The 15,854-nt window shown below is 66.7% G+C and carries 19 protein-coding genes and 1 tRNA gene; 2 read left to right on the top strand and 18 right to left on the bottom strand.

What is annotated here, in order from left to right; all coding sequences use genetic code 11:
* Positions 1–104: 104 nt before the first annotated feature.
* From WDJ57_RS01895 to WDJ57_RS01925, 7 genes are all read right to left on the bottom strand, one after another.
* Complete coding sequence (locus tag WDJ57_RS01895) at positions 105–851, bottom strand: DNA-directed RNA polymerase subunit D (RefSeq protein WP_338903374.1); 747 nt, start codon at positions 849–851, stop codon at positions 105–107.
* 2 nt (positions 852–853) lie between these two features.
* Entirely contained in the window at positions 854–1,243 is a 390-nt protein-coding gene (locus WDJ57_RS01900; RefSeq protein WP_338903376.1) for a 30S ribosomal protein S11, read from the bottom strand.
* 1 nt (position 1,244) lies between these two features.
* The gene (locus tag WDJ57_RS01905) at positions 1,245–1,769 is read right to left on the bottom strand and encodes a 30S ribosomal protein S4 (RefSeq protein WP_338903379.1); all 525 of its coding nucleotides are present in this window, start codon (positions 1,767–1,769) and stop codon (positions 1,245–1,247) included.
* A complete protein-coding gene (locus WDJ57_RS01910; RefSeq protein WP_338903382.1) occupies positions 1,769–2,293 on the bottom strand; it encodes a 30S ribosomal protein S13 in 525 nt (174 codons plus the stop codon). The genes WDJ57_RS01905 and WDJ57_RS01910 overlap by 1 nt, the downstream gene beginning before the upstream one ends.
* Positions 2,294–2,312: 19 nt before the next feature.
* A tRNA-Ser gene (locus tag WDJ57_RS01915) sits at positions 2,313–2,397 on the bottom strand.
* A 180-nt stretch (positions 2,398–2,577) separates the two neighbouring features.
* The gene (locus WDJ57_RS01920; protein ID WP_338903385.1) at positions 2,578–3,417 is read right to left on the bottom strand and encodes a DUF1641 domain-containing protein; all 840 of its coding nucleotides are present in this window, start codon (positions 3,415–3,417) and stop codon (positions 2,578–2,580) included.
* A 2-nt stretch (positions 3,418–3,419) separates the two neighbouring features.
* Positions 3,420–4,598 (bottom strand): NAD(P)/FAD-dependent oxidoreductase, encoded by a 1,179-nt coding sequence (locus WDJ57_RS01925; protein WP_338903387.1) that lies wholly within the window; start codon positions 4,596–4,598, stop codon positions 3,420–3,422.
* A gap of 289 nt (positions 4,599–4,887) precedes the next feature.
* Between WDJ57_RS01925 and WDJ57_RS01930 the strand changes: the two genes are divergently transcribed.
* Entirely contained in the window at positions 4,888–5,124 is a 237-nt protein-coding gene (locus WDJ57_RS01930) for a hypothetical protein (protein WP_338903389.1), read from the top strand.
* 161 nt (positions 5,125–5,285) lie between these two features.
* Complete coding sequence (locus tag WDJ57_RS01935) at positions 5,286–6,344, top strand: Mrp/NBP35 family ATP-binding protein (RefSeq protein WP_338903391.1); 1,059 nt, start codon at positions 5,286–5,288, stop codon at positions 6,342–6,344.
* On the opposite strand, the gene WDJ57_RS01940 is transcribed toward WDJ57_RS01935, so the two are convergent.
* The 11 genes from WDJ57_RS01940 to WDJ57_RS01990 all read right to left on the bottom strand — a co-directional run bounded on the left by WDJ57_RS01940 (position 6,345) and on the right by WDJ57_RS01990 (position 15,812).
* Positions 6,345–7,073 carry a hypothetical protein gene (locus tag WDJ57_RS01940; RefSeq protein WP_338903393.1) on the bottom strand — a complete coding sequence of 243 codons (729 nt, stop codon included), beginning with the start codon at positions 7,071–7,073 and terminating at the stop codon, positions 6,345–6,347.
* Positions 7,074–7,160: 87 nt separating this feature from the next.
* On the bottom strand, positions 7,161–7,619 hold the full coding sequence (locus WDJ57_RS01945) for a hypothetical protein (RefSeq protein ID WP_338903395.1): 459 nt from the start codon (positions 7,617–7,619) through the stop codon (positions 7,161–7,163).
* A 45-nt stretch (positions 7,620–7,664) separates the two neighbouring features.
* Positions 7,665–9,455 (bottom strand): Na(+)/H(+) antiporter subunit D, encoded by a 1,791-nt coding sequence (locus WDJ57_RS01950; protein ID WP_338903396.1) that lies wholly within the window; start codon positions 9,453–9,455, stop codon positions 7,665–7,667.
* Between the two features lie 55 nt (positions 9,456–9,510).
* Positions 9,511–11,244, bottom strand: a complete 1,734-nt coding sequence (locus WDJ57_RS01955; protein ID WP_338903397.1) for a cation:proton antiporter — start codon at positions 11,242–11,244, stop codon at positions 9,511–9,513.
* Entirely contained in the window at positions 11,245–12,738 is a 1,494-nt protein-coding gene (locus WDJ57_RS01960; RefSeq protein WP_338903399.1) for a monovalent cation/H+ antiporter subunit D family protein, read from the bottom strand. It lies immediately after the preceding gene.
* Entirely contained in the window at positions 12,731–13,102 is a 372-nt protein-coding gene (locus WDJ57_RS01965) for a cation:proton antiporter subunit C (RefSeq protein WP_338906233.1), read from the bottom strand. The genes WDJ57_RS01960 and WDJ57_RS01965 overlap by 8 nt, the downstream gene beginning before the upstream one ends.
* On the bottom strand, positions 13,102–13,548 hold the full coding sequence (locus WDJ57_RS01970; RefSeq protein WP_338903401.1) for an MnhB domain-containing protein: 447 nt from the start codon (positions 13,546–13,548) through the stop codon (positions 13,102–13,104). The genes WDJ57_RS01965 and WDJ57_RS01970 overlap by 1 nt, the downstream gene beginning before the upstream one ends.
* The gene (locus WDJ57_RS01975) at positions 13,545–14,087 is read right to left on the bottom strand and encodes a DUF4040 domain-containing protein (RefSeq protein ID WP_338903403.1); all 543 of its coding nucleotides are present in this window, start codon (positions 14,085–14,087) and stop codon (positions 13,545–13,547) included. Before WDJ57_RS01975 ends, WDJ57_RS01970 begins: the two co-directional genes overlap by 4 nt.
* Positions 14,084–14,368 carry a monovalent cation/H(+) antiporter subunit G gene (mnhG, locus tag WDJ57_RS01980; protein WP_338906236.1) on the bottom strand — a complete coding sequence of 95 codons (285 nt, stop codon included), beginning with the start codon at positions 14,366–14,368 and terminating at the stop codon, positions 14,084–14,086. The genes WDJ57_RS01975 and mnhG overlap by 4 nt, the downstream gene beginning before the upstream one ends.
* Before the next feature lie 32 nt (positions 14,369–14,400).
* The gene (locus WDJ57_RS01985) at positions 14,401–14,691 is read right to left on the bottom strand and encodes a cation:proton antiporter (protein ID WP_338903405.1); all 291 of its coding nucleotides are present in this window, start codon (positions 14,689–14,691) and stop codon (positions 14,401–14,403) included.
* Positions 14,688–15,812, bottom strand: coding sequence for a monovalent cation/H+ antiporter subunit E (locus tag WDJ57_RS01990; RefSeq protein ID WP_338903406.1), 1,125 nt, complete (start codon positions 15,810–15,812; stop codon positions 14,688–14,690). Before WDJ57_RS01990 ends, WDJ57_RS01985 begins: the two co-directional genes overlap by 4 nt.
* Between the last annotated feature and the right edge of the window lie 42 nt (positions 15,813–15,854).

The raw sequence follows: 15,854 nt of genomic DNA on the forward strand, positions 1-15,854 counted from the left end.
CGCATATGCTGGTATCGGGTGCCCCCTCAAACGGTTTTCGGTTCCGCCGGCCCCGCCGCTCTCCAGCGGGGCGGGCGTCGTGGTGAGGGAGCGTGTGTTCATCGTTACAACTGGACCGCTTCTTTCAGTTCCGTCGCGCGGGACTGGATGGAGCCGACGGCCTGCTCGACGAGTTCGTCCACGCTGAACGAGCCGTCGGTCTCGACGTGGAAGACGAAGGCTTCGGGCACGTCGGTCACTTCGACGTTCTTGCCGGGGTAGCGGTTCGAGAGGTCGTGGTCGAACGTCTCCGTCGCGACCAGTTCGCCGTCCTCCTCGATGACGCCGCGGAGGATGTGCGGTTCGTCCTCCTCGAACTCGCTCTTGTCGCCGACGACCTCCACCTGCTGGAGGTGGCGGTAGCCGACGGCCACGCCGCCCTGGTGTTTGGCGTGGTTGCGCCCCTTGTCGAGGACTGCGTCGGCCTCGAACTCCAGGCGCTGCCCCTCCTTGAGGTCGATGATGGGGATGTTGTCGTCCGCCGGCTGGACCATGCTGTCGCTGGAGACGATGTCCCCGGAGTACGCCGTGTCCGGGCCCTGTACGTCCAGCGACAGGGTCACTTCCTCGCCCTCCTCGAACTCGCCCGGTGGCGTCGTCAGCGGAATCAGCCCCAGGCGGAGCCCGATTTGCTCGTCGAACATCACGCTGGAGTTCTCGATGAACCGCACCGTGTCGATGCTGAACGTGGGGATGTCCGCGATCATCGCCCTGCGGATGCCGTTGGCGAACGCGGGCGTGATGGGGCGCACCACAAAGCGCGCCTCGCGCTCGGCCCGTTCGACGAACTCGACCTCGTAATCTGCTGCCATCGTTAGAATCCTGCGTTCTTGGGGCCGCGGGTCCCGTCGTGCGGAATCGGTGTGACGTCCTCGATGCGACCGATTTCGAGGCCGGCGCGGGCCAGCGCGCGAATCGTCGCCTGCGCGCCCGGCCCGGGGTTGGTCTGCTGGTTTCCGCCGGGGCCGCGAACGTTGACGTGGACGCCCTCGATGCCGCGGGCCTTGGCCTTCTCGGCGACGACCTCGGCCATCTGCATCGCGGCGTACGGCGACGCCTCGTCGCGGTTCTGCTTGACGACCGTCCCGCCGCTGGACTTCGCGATGGTCTCGGCGCCGGTCTGGTCGGTGATGGTGATGATGGTGTTGTTGAACGATGCGTGCACGTGGGCGACGCCCCACTTGGACTCGGGTTCGTCTGCCATGTTATTGGTCCTCCGCTCGTTCGGGATGCAGTTCGTCGGTCAGCGGCGACGCGCTGTCGAAGGCCACTGTGTCCTCCTCGTCCACGTCGACCGTGTACGAGGGAATCTGGACGCGGCTGCCGTCGACGGTGATGTGGCCGTGCGTGATGAACTGTCGCGCCTGCTTGGTGGTGTTGGCCAGGCCCTTGCGGTAGGCGACCGTCTGCAGGCGGCGTTCGAGCACGTCGGTGATGTCGAGCGACAGGACGTCGTCCAGGGAGTCCTCGGCACCCAGCACGCCGGTGCGCTGGAGCTTCGCCAGGAACTCGTCGGCTTCCTGCCCGGCGGCCTCTGCGTCACCCTGCGTGCGGCCGAGCAGCTTTCGCGCCTCGCGGCGGTAGTTGCGCAGTTCGGACTGGGCGCGCCAGAGTTCCTCCTTGTTCTTGAGGCCGTACTTGCCGAGGAGACCGGACTCCTCCGCGATACGTTCGCCCTGGTAGGGGTGGTTCGGCGTCTCGTAGTACTTTGTGTTGCTACCGAGCGCCATTATTCCTCATCCCCCTCGGCGGCCGCTTCCTCCGCCTGCTCTTCCTTGATGGCCTCGACGTTGACACCGATGGTGCCCTCCGTCCGGCCGGTGGACTTGGTGCGCTGGCCGCGGACCTTCTGTCCGCGCTTGTGGCGCGTGCCCTTGTAGGAGTCTATCATCTTCATGCGGTTGATGTCCTGACGGCGGGTCAGTTCGAGGTCGTTGCCGATCTCGTGGGTGGTCTCGCCGGCGAAGAAGTCGTTCCGGTGGTTCGCGAGCCACTCGGGGACCTCCTCGGCGAAGCCTTCCACGAGGTCGACGACAGCCTCGATGTCGTCGTCGTCGAGCGCGCCGAAGGTCGCCCGGCGGTCGACGTCTGCCTTGTCAGCGATGAGCCGCGCCGCGCGGTGGCCGATGCCTTTCATCTCTGTCAGCGAGCGCTCGACGGACTTGGTGCCGTCGAGGTCTGTCTGACCGATGCGGACGAAGTAACGAATGTCCTCCTCGTCCTCGTCCGCTTGTTCGGGTTCTTCTGCACTCATATGTATGGATGTGTGTGCACGTCGTGGCGGGGATTCGAACCCCGGAGGCTGTACGCCACAGAGTTAGCAACCCTGCGCCTTGGGCCAGGCTTGGCTACCACGACACGCTTGCCTTGTTGTGCGCCCGGCCGGTCGGGCCGCGCGCTCTGGTACTCGCGCCCGCTCGGGCGGACTCGGGGCGCCTCGCCCCTACACGAGTTGTACTCATGAATCCCCGCCCGGCATATAAAAACGCAACGGATGGCGCCGAGCGTGGCACACTATCGCACTGGCGCCTGGCGGGCTCACTCGCGGGCGTTCGCACCAATCCGCCGGACGACGTCCACGAGCTGGCCCAGTCCCGCCCGGACGTCGTCGTCTCTGAACGCCCGAAGCAGTCCGAGCAGTCCCAACGGTTCGGGGTCCTCGTCGCTCCGGAAGGCCCCGAGGCCGGCGTCGACCGTTTCGACCACGTCGGGGTTCCCGACCGTCGCCCCCAGCGCCATCGCACGGCCGAGCCCCTGTCCCATCTCGTAGGGGTCGACGTCTGTCTCCTCCTGGGCGTCGACGAAGCCCGCCAGCACGAGGCGGAGGTCGGCGATGGGACTCCGGGCGTCGGCGGCGGCCGACCGCAACTCGGGGACCAGGTCCTGGAGGAGCCCGTGGCTCGCGTCCAGGAGGTCGAGCAGTTCGATGAACGTGTCAGTGTTCTCGCCGAGTTTGCGGAGCAACACGAGCGTCTCCTCGCGTTCGAGTGCCAGCCGGAGTTCGGCCATGGGGTGGCGCGCGTCGCTGGCCGCCGCCTGGAGCTGTGGGGCGAGGTCGTCGGCGAGCCGCTTGCTCGCGGCGGCAACCTCGACGAGTTCGGCCAGTTCGTCGGCGTTGTGTCCCACCGCTTCGAGGAGTTCCAGCGTCTCCTCGCGCTCCAGCGCGAGACGTACGTCCGCGAGTGGTTCCCGGAGGTCCGTCGCCGCCTCCCTGGCCTCCGGCGAGAGGTCGTCGCCGAGTTGCTTGGTGACGACGACCAGTTCGACGAGTTCGCGGAGTTCGTCCGCGTTGGCCTCGATCGACGCCACGAGCGCGCGCGTCTCGGGGTCCAGGTCGAGCGCCGTCGTCTCCGTGACTCGGTCGTCTGTCTCGGACATGGTCAGGGCACCGGGTCGTACCCGCGCATCCACATGTTCCAGTACATCGGGGGGATGACGTTGACGTCGAGGACCCAGTTCGAGCGCGTCTCGACGGGCGCTGCAATCGGGTCCTCGTAGTCGAACTCGGCAATCATCGCCTTTCCCTCCTCCGTGAGGAGCGGACACGCCGTGTAGCCGTCGTAGGTGTCCGTGAGCCGCCGCCCCGCCATCGCCGCGTCGAGGTTGTTCACCAGCACGTGAACCTGTTTGCGGACGGCCGAAGCGGTCCGCGAGGTCGGCAGGTTCGAGTTGTCGCCGATGGCGAAGACGTCGTCGTAGTCGACGTGCTGGAGGGTGTGTTTGTCGACGGTGACGTACTCGCCGTCGGTCAGCGGCGAGTGGTCCACGAGCGCCTCCCGGCCGTACTGCGGCGGAACGGGCGCGTAGAGGTCGTACTCGACCTCGCGGCCGTCTTCCGCGACGACACGGTCGTTCTCGTAGTCGATTTCCTCGACCGCGAACTCCGGGAGGAACTCGATGTCACGCTCGTCCCAGAGTTCCTCGAGCTTGTCGTTGTAGTGGGCTTTCGGCGATGGCGGCGTCCCGAACGGCGCTTCGGCCGGCTTGGCGACGGCGATGTCGACGTCTTCGCGGATGCCGATGTCCCGGAAGTAGTCGTCGGCGAGCATCGCCATCTTCAGCGGCGCGCCGCCGCACTTGATGGGCGTCTCGGGGACGGTCACGAGAAACTGACCGCCGTCGAAGTCCCGGACGGCCTCCCGGAGTTCCACGGCAGCGTCGTAGTGATAGAAGGGATAGACGGCCTCCGTCTCCTCCCATGCCGCTCGCATCCCCGGCACCGACTCCGGTGCGAGGCGGTTCCCCAGTGCCGTGACGAGGTAGTCGTACGCCAGCGTCTCGCCGTCCGTCGCGACGGTCCGGGCCTCCGGGTCGACGCCCTCGACACTGGCCTGGACGAACTCGACGTCCCGCCGCAGCAACGACTCGACCGGCCGATGCTGGTTCTCCGGCTCCATGTGCCCGAAGGGGATGAGGTAGTACGAAGGCTGGTAGTGGTGCTCGGGACTCTGGTCGACGACCGTAATCTCGACGTCGCGGTCGAGTTTCCGGTCCAGCATGTTCGCTGCCATCGTCCCGCCTGTGCCTGCGCCGAGAACGAGTATCTGTGTCGCACCCATTATATTGTGGTTATTATACAATACACAAAAATCCTTGGTTCCCCACCGTGTCGGAGTAGTCGCTCTTTGCCCGTCCGTCACCGACCGCCGGTACGGCCGGAATCCGGTTCGGCAGGAGACGCTAAACTCCCTAGAAAATCAAATTTCGCGATGTGTCAGTCACGAGCCGGGCGAACAGGAGATTGCCGCTGAGCTTGGATTCGGCCCACAGCAGGGCTGGCTCGGCTCTCGGTGCGTGGGAATGGGCGGAATTGATATTGCACGAACTTCGAAGTATCAAAGTGCCACGATGGCCTCACAAGAGCAACTCGAACAGCCAGGTCTCGGTGACTCGTTCCCCAGGGTGACGGTGCAGACCTCCGACGAAAACGACGTCGCCGTCCCCGGCGACTGGCCGAACAACGAGGAGTTCGGTGACAGAGTGCTGTCGAAACCGCCGTCCGACGTCGCCACTGCGAGGCAGCGACTGGCCGACGACGACGGGGACTGTTACGACTGGTGGTTCTGTCTGCAGGACCTGGAGTGAGTCCTCACTGGACAGGGTCGCCGTAGCCGGCGACGTAGTCGCCGCCCAGTGAGGGAGTCCACAGGGCCGTGAGTCGACGGTCTGTCCGGGAGCAATATTGGAACGTCGCTTGACGGTCGAGGACACAATCCTTATCGCTTCGCCGCCGCGTACCAACTGCCATGACAGCAGTCCCTCCCACGGAGGAGGACGTCCGCGGGGCGCTGGCCGCAGTCGAGGACCCGGACCTCGGCGACGACATCGTCTCGCTCGGTCTCGTGAACAGCATCGAAATCGACGAGGCGGCGGAGACGGTCCACATCGACCTCGCGCTCGGCGCGCCCTACTCGCCGACGGAGACCGCGATGGCGGGCAACGTGCGCGAGGCCCTCGCCGACCTCGACTACGAAATCGACCTCTCGGCCAGCATCGACCGGGGACTTGACCCGGAGGACGAGGTACTCCCCAACGTCGAGAACGTCATCGCGGTCGCCTCGGGCAAAGGCGGGGTCGGCAAGTCCACCGTCGCGGTGAACCTCGCGGCCGGACTCGCCGACATGGGTGCCCGCGTCGGTCTCTTCGATGCCGACGTCTACGGGCCGAACGTGCCGCGGATGGTCGACGCAGACGAGCCCCCGCGCGCGAACGAGGACGAGGAGATCGTCCCCCCCGAGAAGTTCGGGATGAAACTGATGAGCATGGACTTCCTCGCGGGCGAGGACGACCCGGTCATCTGGCGCGGTCCGATGGTCCACAACCTCCTCACGGAGTTCTGGGAGAACGTCGTCTGGGGGCACCTGGACTACATGATAGTCGACCTCCCGCCGGGCACCGGCGACACGCAACTCACGCTCCTGCAGAGCGTCCCCGTCTCCGGCGCGGTCATCGTCACGACGCCCCAGGAAGTCGCGCTGGACGACGCCCGGAAGGGACTCAAGATGTTCGGCCGCCACGACACCGCCGTCCTCGGCATCGTCGAGAACATGTCGAGTTACCACTGCCCCGACTGTGGCTCGGAGCACGCCATCTTCGGCGAGGGCGGCGGCCAGCGCCTCGCGTCCGAGGTCGACATGCCCTTCCTCGGTGACATTCCGCTGGACCCGTCCATCCGCGAGGGCGGCGACGAGGGCCGTCCGATGGTCCTTGCCGACGGCGAGACGAGCGAGGCGCTGCGCGAGTTCGCGAACAAGACGGCGAACATGCAGGGTATCGTCCACCGCCGACGCGTCAGCGGACGGTAGTCACTCCTCGGGAACCCAGTCCGGCCGTTCGACGTCCGCGGAACCGACGTCGGTCACGCTGTAAGTCATCCGTCGCCAGTAGTCGTCGTTCGACTTCGTGACGTTCAGGGACGCAACGTAGCCCTCGCGGGTGACGACGACGGTTCCGCTCGCCTCGTTCGCCGGAATCCGGTCCGGGTCCGCGAGGCCGGTGACGGTGTACTCGACGGCGGTCGTCCCCTCCACGAGGACGGTGTCGCTGGCGCTGAGAGTGACGCCGTCGAGCGGCCGGCTCAGGGTCTCCCGCTCGACCGTTCCGACGTCGTTCATCTCCCAGGCCTCGTTCGCTCTCGTGACCAGTTCCCCAGTGGTCAGGTCGTACTCGAAGACGCCGGCGTCGCTGTAGTACACACTGACGTCGTTGTCGAAGGTCGTATCGACGAACCGCAGTGACGCGGTTCCGGCGTCCGCATCGACTCGGCGCACAATCGTCCGGTTGTATTCACCGTCCAACGTGACTGCACGCGCCGTCCGGGAGACGCCGGCGACGGCGTCCCGGTGCGTCGCGACTGCGTCACTGACGTCCTCGATGCCGTCCTGGGACCAGCCAGAGGGGTACGAGAAGTTCTCGACCGAGACGGTCGGGGTCTGCGCTCCACCGTCCGTGGCCGGCAGGCCACTGCAACCGGCGAGCAGGAGGGCGAGGACCAGAACGCCCGTCCACAGTCGGCGGGGAGAGCGATGGGACATAGCGGGCGGTGACTCTCGCGAACGCTAAATCTTGTCGTTTGGGCCGAACGTTAGCAAGCACAGACCTCCGGTGTGGCAGTCGCCGACTCAATCCGCCGCTTCCGGTTCGGGCATCGCGCCGAGGTCCTCCAGCGTCCACTGGATGACCCGGGCCTCGATCAGGTCGCGGTCCTCCGGGCTCTCGCCGGCTTCGAACGCCGCAAGCGTCTCGCGGGCAGCGGCCAGCATCTCGCGTTCCTTGGCGCGCTGGTCCTGGCGCTCCGTGCTGGCGTTCGTCAGCGCGTCGAAATCCTCCCGGAGGTCGAAGTCCGCACAGGCGGCGTTGCAGCGACCGATGGGGTTCATCCCCGTCTCCAGCACGAGGTCTCGGACCGTCACCCAGTCCCCGTCACAGAAGTACAGCGACACCTCGCCGATGACGTCCCGCCAGGAGATGCGGCCGCTGCGCGCCATCGCCTCGATGGCCCGCGGTGGGAGGTCCAGGCGGTGGCTCGTCTCCGGGTGCTGACAGAGACAACATGGTCGCTGGCGCTTGCCCGTGTACATGGACGCCTCTCAGGACTGGACGACATTGAGAGTAGTGGTCGGAATTCAGGCGACAGCCAGGAAGAGCAGGAACAGCGTGCCCAGCAACACGGCGACGACGAGGAAGGTGGCCTGTCCGATGTTGGCCTGCAGTTCGGGATGCAGTTCCTCGTCGCCGTTGGCCCGCGTCCGCTCGGGGAGCAGCCACGGCGCAGTCATCGACAGCGCCGGGACGGGGTGGCGGAACATCCAGACCGTCGTGTTGGCGGTGCGGACCACGAAGCGGTCGACGGCGGCGTACAGCTCGGTCACGGCGACGACAAGCGCGCGGGTGCCGAAGAAGCTCGCGCGGTTGTAGACGTAGTCGATGTCCGGGACGGCACCGCCGACGCGCTCCAGCGGGCGCTTGACGGCGACGAAGGCGACGAGTCCGATGAGGGCGAGGCCGAACCCTTCGACGAGGTGCCCCTCCGTAAAGACGGTGTAGTCGAGCGAGTCACCGCCGGGTAGCAGCGAGAACAGTGCGCCGTGGGCGAACCCGTAGTACACACAGAGGATGGCGACGGTCGCCATCGCCACCAGTTGCCCGAGGTTGAGTTCCCGTCCCGAGACGGTCTGCTGGGCCTCTCCGTGGAAGAAGGCGTAGTAGCCGAACTTGATGAACGACATGAACGTCCCGACACCTCCGAGCAGGAGGATGTACCACAGCGCGTCCATGTGTTCCTTGTGCGAGGCCGCGATGACCATGCCCTTGCTGACGAAGCCGTTGAAACCGGGGAACCCGGAGATAGAGAGCGCTGCCACGGCGAAGATGACCGCCGTAATCGGCATCTCCCGCCAGAGGCCGCCGAGTTTCTTGAGGTCCGACGTGTCGGTCCGGTAGATGATGGCGCCGGCACACATGAACAGCAGTGCCTTGTAGAGGATGTGGTTGAAGACGTGGGCGAACGCGCCAGCGGACGCCAGTGCAGTCCCGATGCCGACGCCGGCGACCATGTACCCGACCTGGGACTGGATGTGGTAGGAGAGGAGGCGGCGCATGTCGTTTTGCACGAGCGCGAAGGCGGCACCGAAGACGGTCATCAGCCCGCCCATGTACGCCAGCCAGAGGGAGCCCTCGGGGAAGGCACGACCGAGCGCGTAGACGCCGGTCTTCGTGGTGTAGACACAGAGGAAGACGCTGGCAGCGATGTGCGGACGCGGGTAGGTGTCCGGTAGCCAGACGTGGAAGCCGATGTAGCCGACGTTGACGCCGAACCCGAGCGCGTAGAACGCCGCGGGAATGCCGGGCGCGATGCCGTCGGTGGCGGTGAACAGGAACGAGCCGACCTCGACGTAGTGCCAGATGATGCCCGCCAGCACGAGGCTGCCGCCGAGGCCGTGCCAGAGCGCGTACCGGAAGCCCGCCCGGACCGCGCGGCCGCCGTAGTCCCAGACCAGCAGCGTCGACGCGACGGCCATCAGTTCGACGAAGAAGACGAACGTGAGCCAGTCGCCGGCGAAGGCGGCCCCGAGGCTGGTCCCGACGTAGCCCAGCGCGTAGGCCGTCTGGCGGTTGCTCGCGTCGGTCGCGTACGAGTAGAGCACGGCGATGCCCCCGATGAACGCGAAGATGATGCCCATCAGCCGGGACAACTGGTCGACGTTGAAAAGGACGGCCTCGAACCCGAGGAACTGGGTCTGGAGGTACGCCCCCTCCGCGACGGACAGCACCCAGACGAGGGTGCCGCCGGTCACGAGCAGTCCGAGTGCGTGCCCGACGCGTCGCGAGACCAGCGGCAGCAGGAGCGCGACGGCCAGAACGACGATAGCCGGCGGGACCATCGTCAGCAGTCCGCCGTCAACGGGGGTACTCATGCGACCACCTCCAGCGGGACCCGCTGGCGTCGTCGCGTTCGCTCGATGCGCTCGCTCACGCGACCACCCCCACGTTCTCCGCGACCAGTTGCACGATTTGCAGGAACACCGCCGCTGCAGGGACGACGCCGAGTGCGACAGCGCCCGCTGCAGCCGTCAGGATGGGACCCAGCATGAACCAGGTCGACTCGCCGCCGCGCCAGCCGACTCGTTCCCACCCGCCTTCCGGCGGGCCGCCGTGGTGGTGGTCGTGGTCGGCGGCCGCGTCGTGGTGGTCGTCAGCATCGGTCTCGTCGTGACCGCTGTCCGCCGATTCGGCGTGGTCGTCACCTGCCTCCGCCTCGTCCCCGCCGTCGGCCCGGACTGCCGCCGGTTCGCTGGCTGTCGCCCGGTCGGCCACTGCGAACCGGCCGCCGAAGGAGCCTTCGAGCAGCGGCTTGGAGTCGTGGTCGTCCTCGTCCTCGCTCTCGAAGAACGCCTGGTAGACGATGGGCCAGAAGTAGGCGATGTTGAGCATCCCCGAGACGAGCAAGGCGATGGCGAAGACGGCCTGTCCGGCGTCGACACTCCCGATGAGGAGGTACCACTTGCTGACGAACCCCGCGACGAGCGGGATGCCGGCCATGCCGGCCGCCGCGATAGCGAAAGCGGTCATTGTCAGCGGCATGCGCTTGCCGATGCCGGCCATGTCCGAGATGTCGTCGGTGTGCGTCTCGACGTGGATGGCACCGGCACAGAAAAAGAGAGTGAGTTTCATGAACGCGTGCGCGGGGATGTGCAGCAGGCCGCCGACGATGGCGTCGCCCGACAGCACCCCCAGTCCGAGGACGATGTAGGAGAGCTGACTGATGGTGGAGTACGCCAGCCGGCGCTTGAGGTTGTCCTGCCGGAGCGCGATGACGCTCGCGGTCAGGAGCGTGAAGGCGGCGACGGCCGCGAGCGGCAGGCCGACACCGAGGTCCTGGACCGTCTCCGGGCCGAACACGTCCAGGGTGACGCGTGCGATACCGAAGACCCCGCTCTTGACGACGGCCACGGCGTGGAGCAGGCCAGAGACGGGCGTCGGCGCGACCATCGCGTCGGGCAGCCAGGAGTGGACCGGCATCAGCGCGGCTTTGACGCCGAAGCCGCCAGCGAGCAGGCCGAAGGCCAGGCGAGCGAGCGCCGGGTCGGCCGTCGCCAGGTCGGCGATGCCGCCCGCCGAGAACGCCGTCGTCCCGGTGAGGAAGTAGACGAGCAGCGTCCCCGTCAGGACAGCGACGCCGCCGATGAAGGTGTACGCGAGGTACTTCCGGCCGGCCGCCCTGGCCTCGTCGGTCTCGTCGTGGGCGACTAGCGGGTAGGTCGCGACGGTCAGCAGTTCGTAGAAGATGAACAGGGTGACCAGGTTAGAGGCGAAGGCGACGCCGATTGCGGTCGCGAGACTCGCCGCGAAGGAGGCGAAGTAGCGCGTCTGGTTGTGCTCGCTCAGGCCGCGCATGTAGCCGATGCTGTAGAGGCTGGTAACGACCCACAGCGCGCTCGCGAGCAGGCCAAAGAGCAGTCCCAGCGCGTCCACGCGAAGGACGAAGCCCACGTCGGCGACGATGGTCCCGAGGTCGGTGACGTACACCGTCCCCGAGAGCACGCCGGGCACCATGCTGCCGACGATGGCGACTTTCGTCAGTGCCGCCAGCATCGTCCACGCCTCCCGGAGGTTCGGGCGGCCGTGGGAGCCGAGGATGAGCGGGATTGCGACGACAGAGACCAGTACAGCCGCGAGGGGTCGGAGTGAAGCGACGTCAGTCATTTATGCGAACACCTCCGTCAGGAACGGGTCGAGGAACGCCTCGATGCCCGACCCGAAGAAGCCGAGCACCACTGCAGCGACGGCCGCACCGACGACGACGGCGACCATTCCGGGCGAGACGGGCGGTTCGCCGCCGTCGGTCGCCGCCCCGACGGCGGAGTCGCCGGCAGCCGTGCGCTCGGCCGGTCTGAAGTACATCCGCTCGACGATGCGGGCGAAGTACGCCAGCGTCAGCAGCGTCGACGCGAGGATGACCGCCGCGACGACCCACGTCCCGCTCTCGATTGCCCCGAAGGCGATGTACCACTTGCCGACGAAGCCGACGGCCGGCGGGACGCCGACCATCGCGAACGCCAGGACGGCAAACGACGCTGCGACGACGGGTGCCCGGCCCGCCAGTCCCGCGTAGTCGTCGATGCGGCGGGCGCCGGTGAACGCGGCGATGACGCCCGCTGCCGCGAACAGGCCGCCCTTCATGATGGCGTGGCCGACCAGGTGGATGACGCCGCCGACGGCCGCCAGTTCGTTCATCATCGCGAACGCCGCGACGACCATCCCGAACTGGGCGACCGACGAGTACGCCAGCATCCGCTTGACGTCCTGCTGGAGGACTGCCAGCGTGCTCCCGGCGAGGATGCTCACCGCTGCGGCGTGGACGAGGACGGTTCGCGCCATCGGAACAGCGTCGAAGAACGCCGGGGTGAACACGCTAAAGAGGATGCGTCCCAGCGCGTAGGCGGCCACCGTCGAGACCAGCGCCGAGATGAAGATGCTCACGCTGTCCGGGGACGACTGGTAGGCGTCGGGTTGCCAGGAGTGGACCGGGAACAGCGCCACCTTCACCGCCAGGCCGGCGACGATGAGCGCGAAGGAAGCCAGCACCAGCCGCGAGTCGTAGGCGGCGACGTCACCGAGACGCTGAGCGAGGTCCGCCATGTTGAGCGTCCCCGTCGCGAGGAACGCGTAGCCGACGCCGAGCAGGAACAGCGACGCGCCGATGGTCCCGACGACGAGGTACTTCAGGCCGGCAATCGCGCTCTTGGCGGTGTCGCCGGTCGCGACCAGGGCGTACGCCGCCAGCCCGGTGATTTCGAGGAAGACGTACATGTTGAACAGGTCGCCCGTGAGGGTGACCCCCGCGAGACCGCCGACCAGCAGCAGGTAGACGATGTAGAACATGTTCCCGTGCGGGCCCGACGTTCGCGCGTACGCGAGCACGGCGAGCGAGACGACGGCGACCAGCAGCGCCACCGGTGCCGACAGCGTGTCCGCGACGAGTTCGATGCCCGCCGGCGGTGCGAAACCGGCCAGTTCGTAGGTGACGCGGCCATTCTCCAGAACCGCCGCCCCGATGACCGCGGTCAGTCCGACCTGCGTGGCGGTCGCGAGCACGGCCATCGGCCAGCCGACGTTATCGAAGCGCAGTCCCAGCAGGAGCGTGAGCACTGCCGCGACGATCGGCACGACGATGGCGAGGACGATAGCGTCAGTCATCGGTATCCATCTCCCTGAGAACGTCCTCTCTAAGCGTGCCGTACTCCCGGTAGATGCGGATGATGAGCGTCAGCGCGACCGCCGTCAGACTCACCCCGACGACGATAGCCGTCAGGATGAGGACGTGCGGGAGCGGGCTGACGTAGAGGTCCACCCCGTCCGTGATGACCGGCGGTGCGCCGGTCATGCCGTCCACCTCGACGAAGGCGGCGGTGATGAAAAACAGGAAGATACCCGTCTGGAACAGGTTCATCCCGATGACCTTCTTCACGAAGTTGCGGTCGCCGATGACCATGTAGAGGCCGCCGGCGATGAGCAGGAACGCGGCGATGTAGTTGTACCGCGTCAGCAGCAGGTCGACTATCATTCCTGGTCCCTCCTGAACTCGAAGCCGTGGGCGATGGCGAAAAAGAGCCCGGAGATGACTCCCGAGACGATGGCGCCGATGCCGAGTTCGACGCCCTCGATACCATATTTCGTCGCGTCTGGCACGTTGTAGAGTTCGTACTCCAGGAAGGTTCCGCCGAGCAGCATCGGTCCGACGCCGATGAGGGCAAAGAGCAACACGCCGCCGGCGACGAGCCCGACGACGGCGGTGTTGACGAACCACTTTCGCGTGGGTTCGATTCCGTACGCGAACGCCAGCATTATTATCATCGCAGAGACGATAGCGCCGCCCTGGAAACCGCCGCCCGACGACGATGTCCCGTGGAACATCACGAAAAGCCCGAACGTGAACACGAACGGGGCCAGGATGCGGACCGTCGTCATGATGACGCTGCTCTCGACGTAGGGTCGTCGGCTGCTCATGTGAATCGCTCCTCCTTCAGAATCGCGAGCACGGCCACACCGGCGGCGAAGACCACGACCGCCTCGCCGAAGGTGTCGAACCCGCGGTATGCCGCCAGCACCGCCGTCACGACGTTCTTGACGTGGGTCTCCTCGTAGGCGTTCTCCAGGTAGTACTGCGAGACTTCGCTGTACTCCCAGGCGACCGCCCCGGCGTCGCCGATCGCCGGGATGTCGGGAACCGTCCAGAGCAACAACGCTCCCAGTAACCCGACGGCGAGGACGCCCGGCCAGTGGACCTTCTTCAGCGCGGTGATGTCCTCCGTCGGCCTGACGGTCCGCGTTATCGTCAGCAGGAAGAGGATCGTCGTGACGCCGGCCCCGATGGCTGCCTCTGTCAGGGCCACGTCCGGGGCCCGCAGGACGACCCACACCAGCGCCAGTCCAAGGCTGTAGGCGGCGAAGGCGACAATCGTCGCCAGGACGTCCCGCAGCAGGACTGTCGCAGCGGCGCTGAACAGGACGAAGGCCAGGAGGACGGCCTCGATAGCCGTTATCATCCGTCACCCTCCTCGTCCGCGGTCCACGGCTCTATCCCCTGGTCGTAGGCCGCCCGGGTAATCGCGTGGGTGGCCGTCGGGCTCGTGATGAGCATGAAAAGCGCCAGCAGCAGGAGTTTCACCCGCGGCACGCCTGCCTGAAAGGCCACGGCCACGCCCGCGAGCGTCAGCACCGTGCCGAGCGTGTCGGCCTTCGACGTCGCGTGCGCCCGGGTGTAGACGTCCGGCATGCGAATCAGCCCGATGGCGGCGACGGCCGTGAAGAAGAGGCCCACCACCATCAACGCGAGGCTCAGCCAGGTCAACAGGCTGCTCACAGGACACCACCCCGTTCGACCGTGAACTTCGAGATGGCGATGCTCATCAGGAAGTTCAACAGCGCGTAGACGATGGCGATGTCCAGGAAGCCAGGTTCGTCGATGACGACTGCCACCAGCGCGATGACGATAACCGTCGTCGTCCCCGCGGCGTTGACAGCGACGACCCGGTCGTGGGTCGTCGGGCCGCGTGCGACGCGATACAGCGTGACGACGCCGAGGACGACGAAGGCCACGACGACTGCGAGGAAGACGTCCGCCAGTGGACCGCTACTCGCGAGTGTCACGACTCTTCACCTCCCTCAGCGTCGTCGTCGGCAGCCGCCGTGGCCTCCGCCTCGGCCTCCGCCGCCAGGTCGCCCGCGTTCTGCCCTCGCTCTCGCGGGCTGGCGATGGACGCGCTATCGCGCCCGAAGAACACGAACCGGACGGCCTGTTCCAGATCGCCGTCGTACAGGGCCTCCCGCGCTGACTCTGTCAGCGTGTGGATGTAGAAGTCGTTACCCCGCACGTCGACGGTTATCGTTCCCGGCGTCAGCGTGATGCTGTTCGCCAGCGAGGTGACCGGTAGCGACCCCGGCACGGCCGGTTGTATCTTCTCCATCGAGGGCTCTATCGGGAGCGAGGGTCTGAGAACGATTATCGCTACCTCGATGTTGGCCTTCGCTATCTCCCAGAGCAGGAACGGGGTGTAAACGAGCCAGCGTGCGAGGGTTCGTCCGGTTCGCATCGGCCGCACCGGCCGGTCGAAGGTGATACCCGAGAGTACGACCGACACGATGGCCGCGCTGACCGCACCCGTGACGAAATCGAACGTCCCGGCGAAGCCACCGATGGCGAGGTAGAACAGGTAGGAGAGCCCGAAGACGCTCGCGAACGTCCGCAGGTCGACGTCGCGGCCGAGAAGTGTCCGGCCCCTCACCGCCCTGTCCACGGGCGCTTCCTCGTACGTGACGTCGTCGGCGAGCGACAGTTCCGCCGACAGCGGCGTCAGCAACGGTGCCCGTGCCCCCGGTTTGAACTCCGGGTCCAGCACGATGTGTTCTATCGAGTTCGTCCGCGCGTAGGACAGCAGCGTCTCCGCGTAGTCGCGCGGACTGAATAGGTACTCGCCCGTGCCGATGATAGCCGTCGTCACGTACACCGGTAGCTCGTCACCCTCCTCCGTCTCGGTGTCCTCGTGAATCCAGGCCTCGACTCGCTCAAGCAGGTCCTCTGCCTCTGCCGTGACGTCGGCCGTCGGGTCCTGCCGTTGCCAGCTGGCGGGGAAGACGAAGTGTACCGACGCTCGCTCGTCGGTCTCCGCCGCCCGTTCTACTGCCTCCCGGACGACGTACCCGACCGTGTTCCGCAACGTGACGGACTCACCCACGGGAACGAGAACCCGATAGGCGCCCTGAGGACTCATTGTTACATTGCATCAGGGGTGTAGTGTTAACGGTAACTATCT

The sequence above is a fragment of the Salinibaculum sp. SYNS191 genome (assembly GCF_037338445.1).
In the GTDB taxonomy this organism is placed as follows: Archaea; Halobacteriota; Halobacteria; order Halobacteriales; family Haloarculaceae; genus Salinibaculum; species Salinibaculum marinum.

Bases quoted from the DNA above. Each gene is read 5' to 3' on its own strand.
- WDJ57_RS01895 (WP_338903374.1), bottom strand. From the start codon at position 851: ATGGCAGCAGATTACGAGGTCGAGTTCGTCGAACGGGCCGAGCGCGAG.
- WDJ57_RS01900 (WP_338903376.1), bottom strand. From the start codon at position 1,243: ATGGCAGACGAACCCGAGTCCAAGTGGGGCGTCGCCCACGTGCACGCA.
- WDJ57_RS01905 (WP_338903379.1), bottom strand. From the start codon at position 1,769: ATGGCGCTCGGTAGCAACACAAAGTACTACGAGACGCCGAACCACCCC.
- WDJ57_RS01910 (WP_338903382.1), bottom strand. From the start codon at position 2,293: ATGAGTGCAGAAGAACCCGAACAAGCGGACGAGGACGAGGAGGACATT.
- WDJ57_RS01920 (WP_338903385.1), bottom strand. From the start codon at position 3,417: ATGTCCGAGACAGACGACCGAGTCACGGAGACGACGGCGCTCGACCTG.
- WDJ57_RS01925 (WP_338903387.1), bottom strand. From the start codon at position 4,598: ATGGGTGCGACACAGATACTCGTTCTCGGCGCAGGCACAGGCGGGACG.
- WDJ57_RS01930 (WP_338903389.1), top strand. From the start codon at position 4,888: ATGGCCTCACAAGAGCAACTCGAACAGCCAGGTCTCGGTGACTCGTTC.
- WDJ57_RS01935 (WP_338903391.1), top strand. From the start codon at position 5,286: ATGACAGCAGTCCCTCCCACGGAGGAGGACGTCCGCGGGGCGCTGGCC.
- WDJ57_RS01940 (WP_338903393.1), bottom strand. From the start codon at position 7,073: ATGTCCCATCGCTCTCCCCGCCGACTGTGGACGGGCGTTCTGGTCCTC.
- WDJ57_RS01945 (WP_338903395.1), bottom strand. From the start codon at position 7,619: ATGTACACGGGCAAGCGCCAGCGACCATGTTGTCTCTGTCAGCACCCG.
- WDJ57_RS01950 (WP_338903396.1), bottom strand. From the start codon at position 9,455: ATGAGTACCCCCGTTGACGGCGGACTGCTGACGATGGTCCCGCCGGCT.
- WDJ57_RS01955 (WP_338903397.1), bottom strand. From the start codon at position 11,244: ATGACTGACGTCGCTTCACTCCGACCCCTCGCGGCTGTACTGGTCTCT.
- WDJ57_RS01960 (WP_338903399.1), bottom strand. From the start codon at position 12,738: ATGACTGACGCTATCGTCCTCGCCATCGTCGTGCCGATCGTCGCGGCA.
- WDJ57_RS01970 (WP_338903401.1), bottom strand. From the start codon at position 13,548: ATGAGCAGCCGACGACCCTACGTCGAGAGCAGCGTCATCATGACGACG.
- WDJ57_RS01975 (WP_338903403.1), bottom strand. From the start codon at position 14,087: ATGATAACGGCTATCGAGGCCGTCCTCCTGGCCTTCGTCCTGTTCAGC.
- mnhG (WP_338906236.1), bottom strand. From the start codon at position 14,368: ATGGTGGTGGGCCTCTTCTTCACGGCCGTCGCCGCCATCGGGCTGATT.
- WDJ57_RS01990 (WP_338903406.1), bottom strand. From the start codon at position 15,812: ATGAGTCCTCAGGGCGCCTATCGGGTTCTCGTTCCCGTGGGTGAGTCC.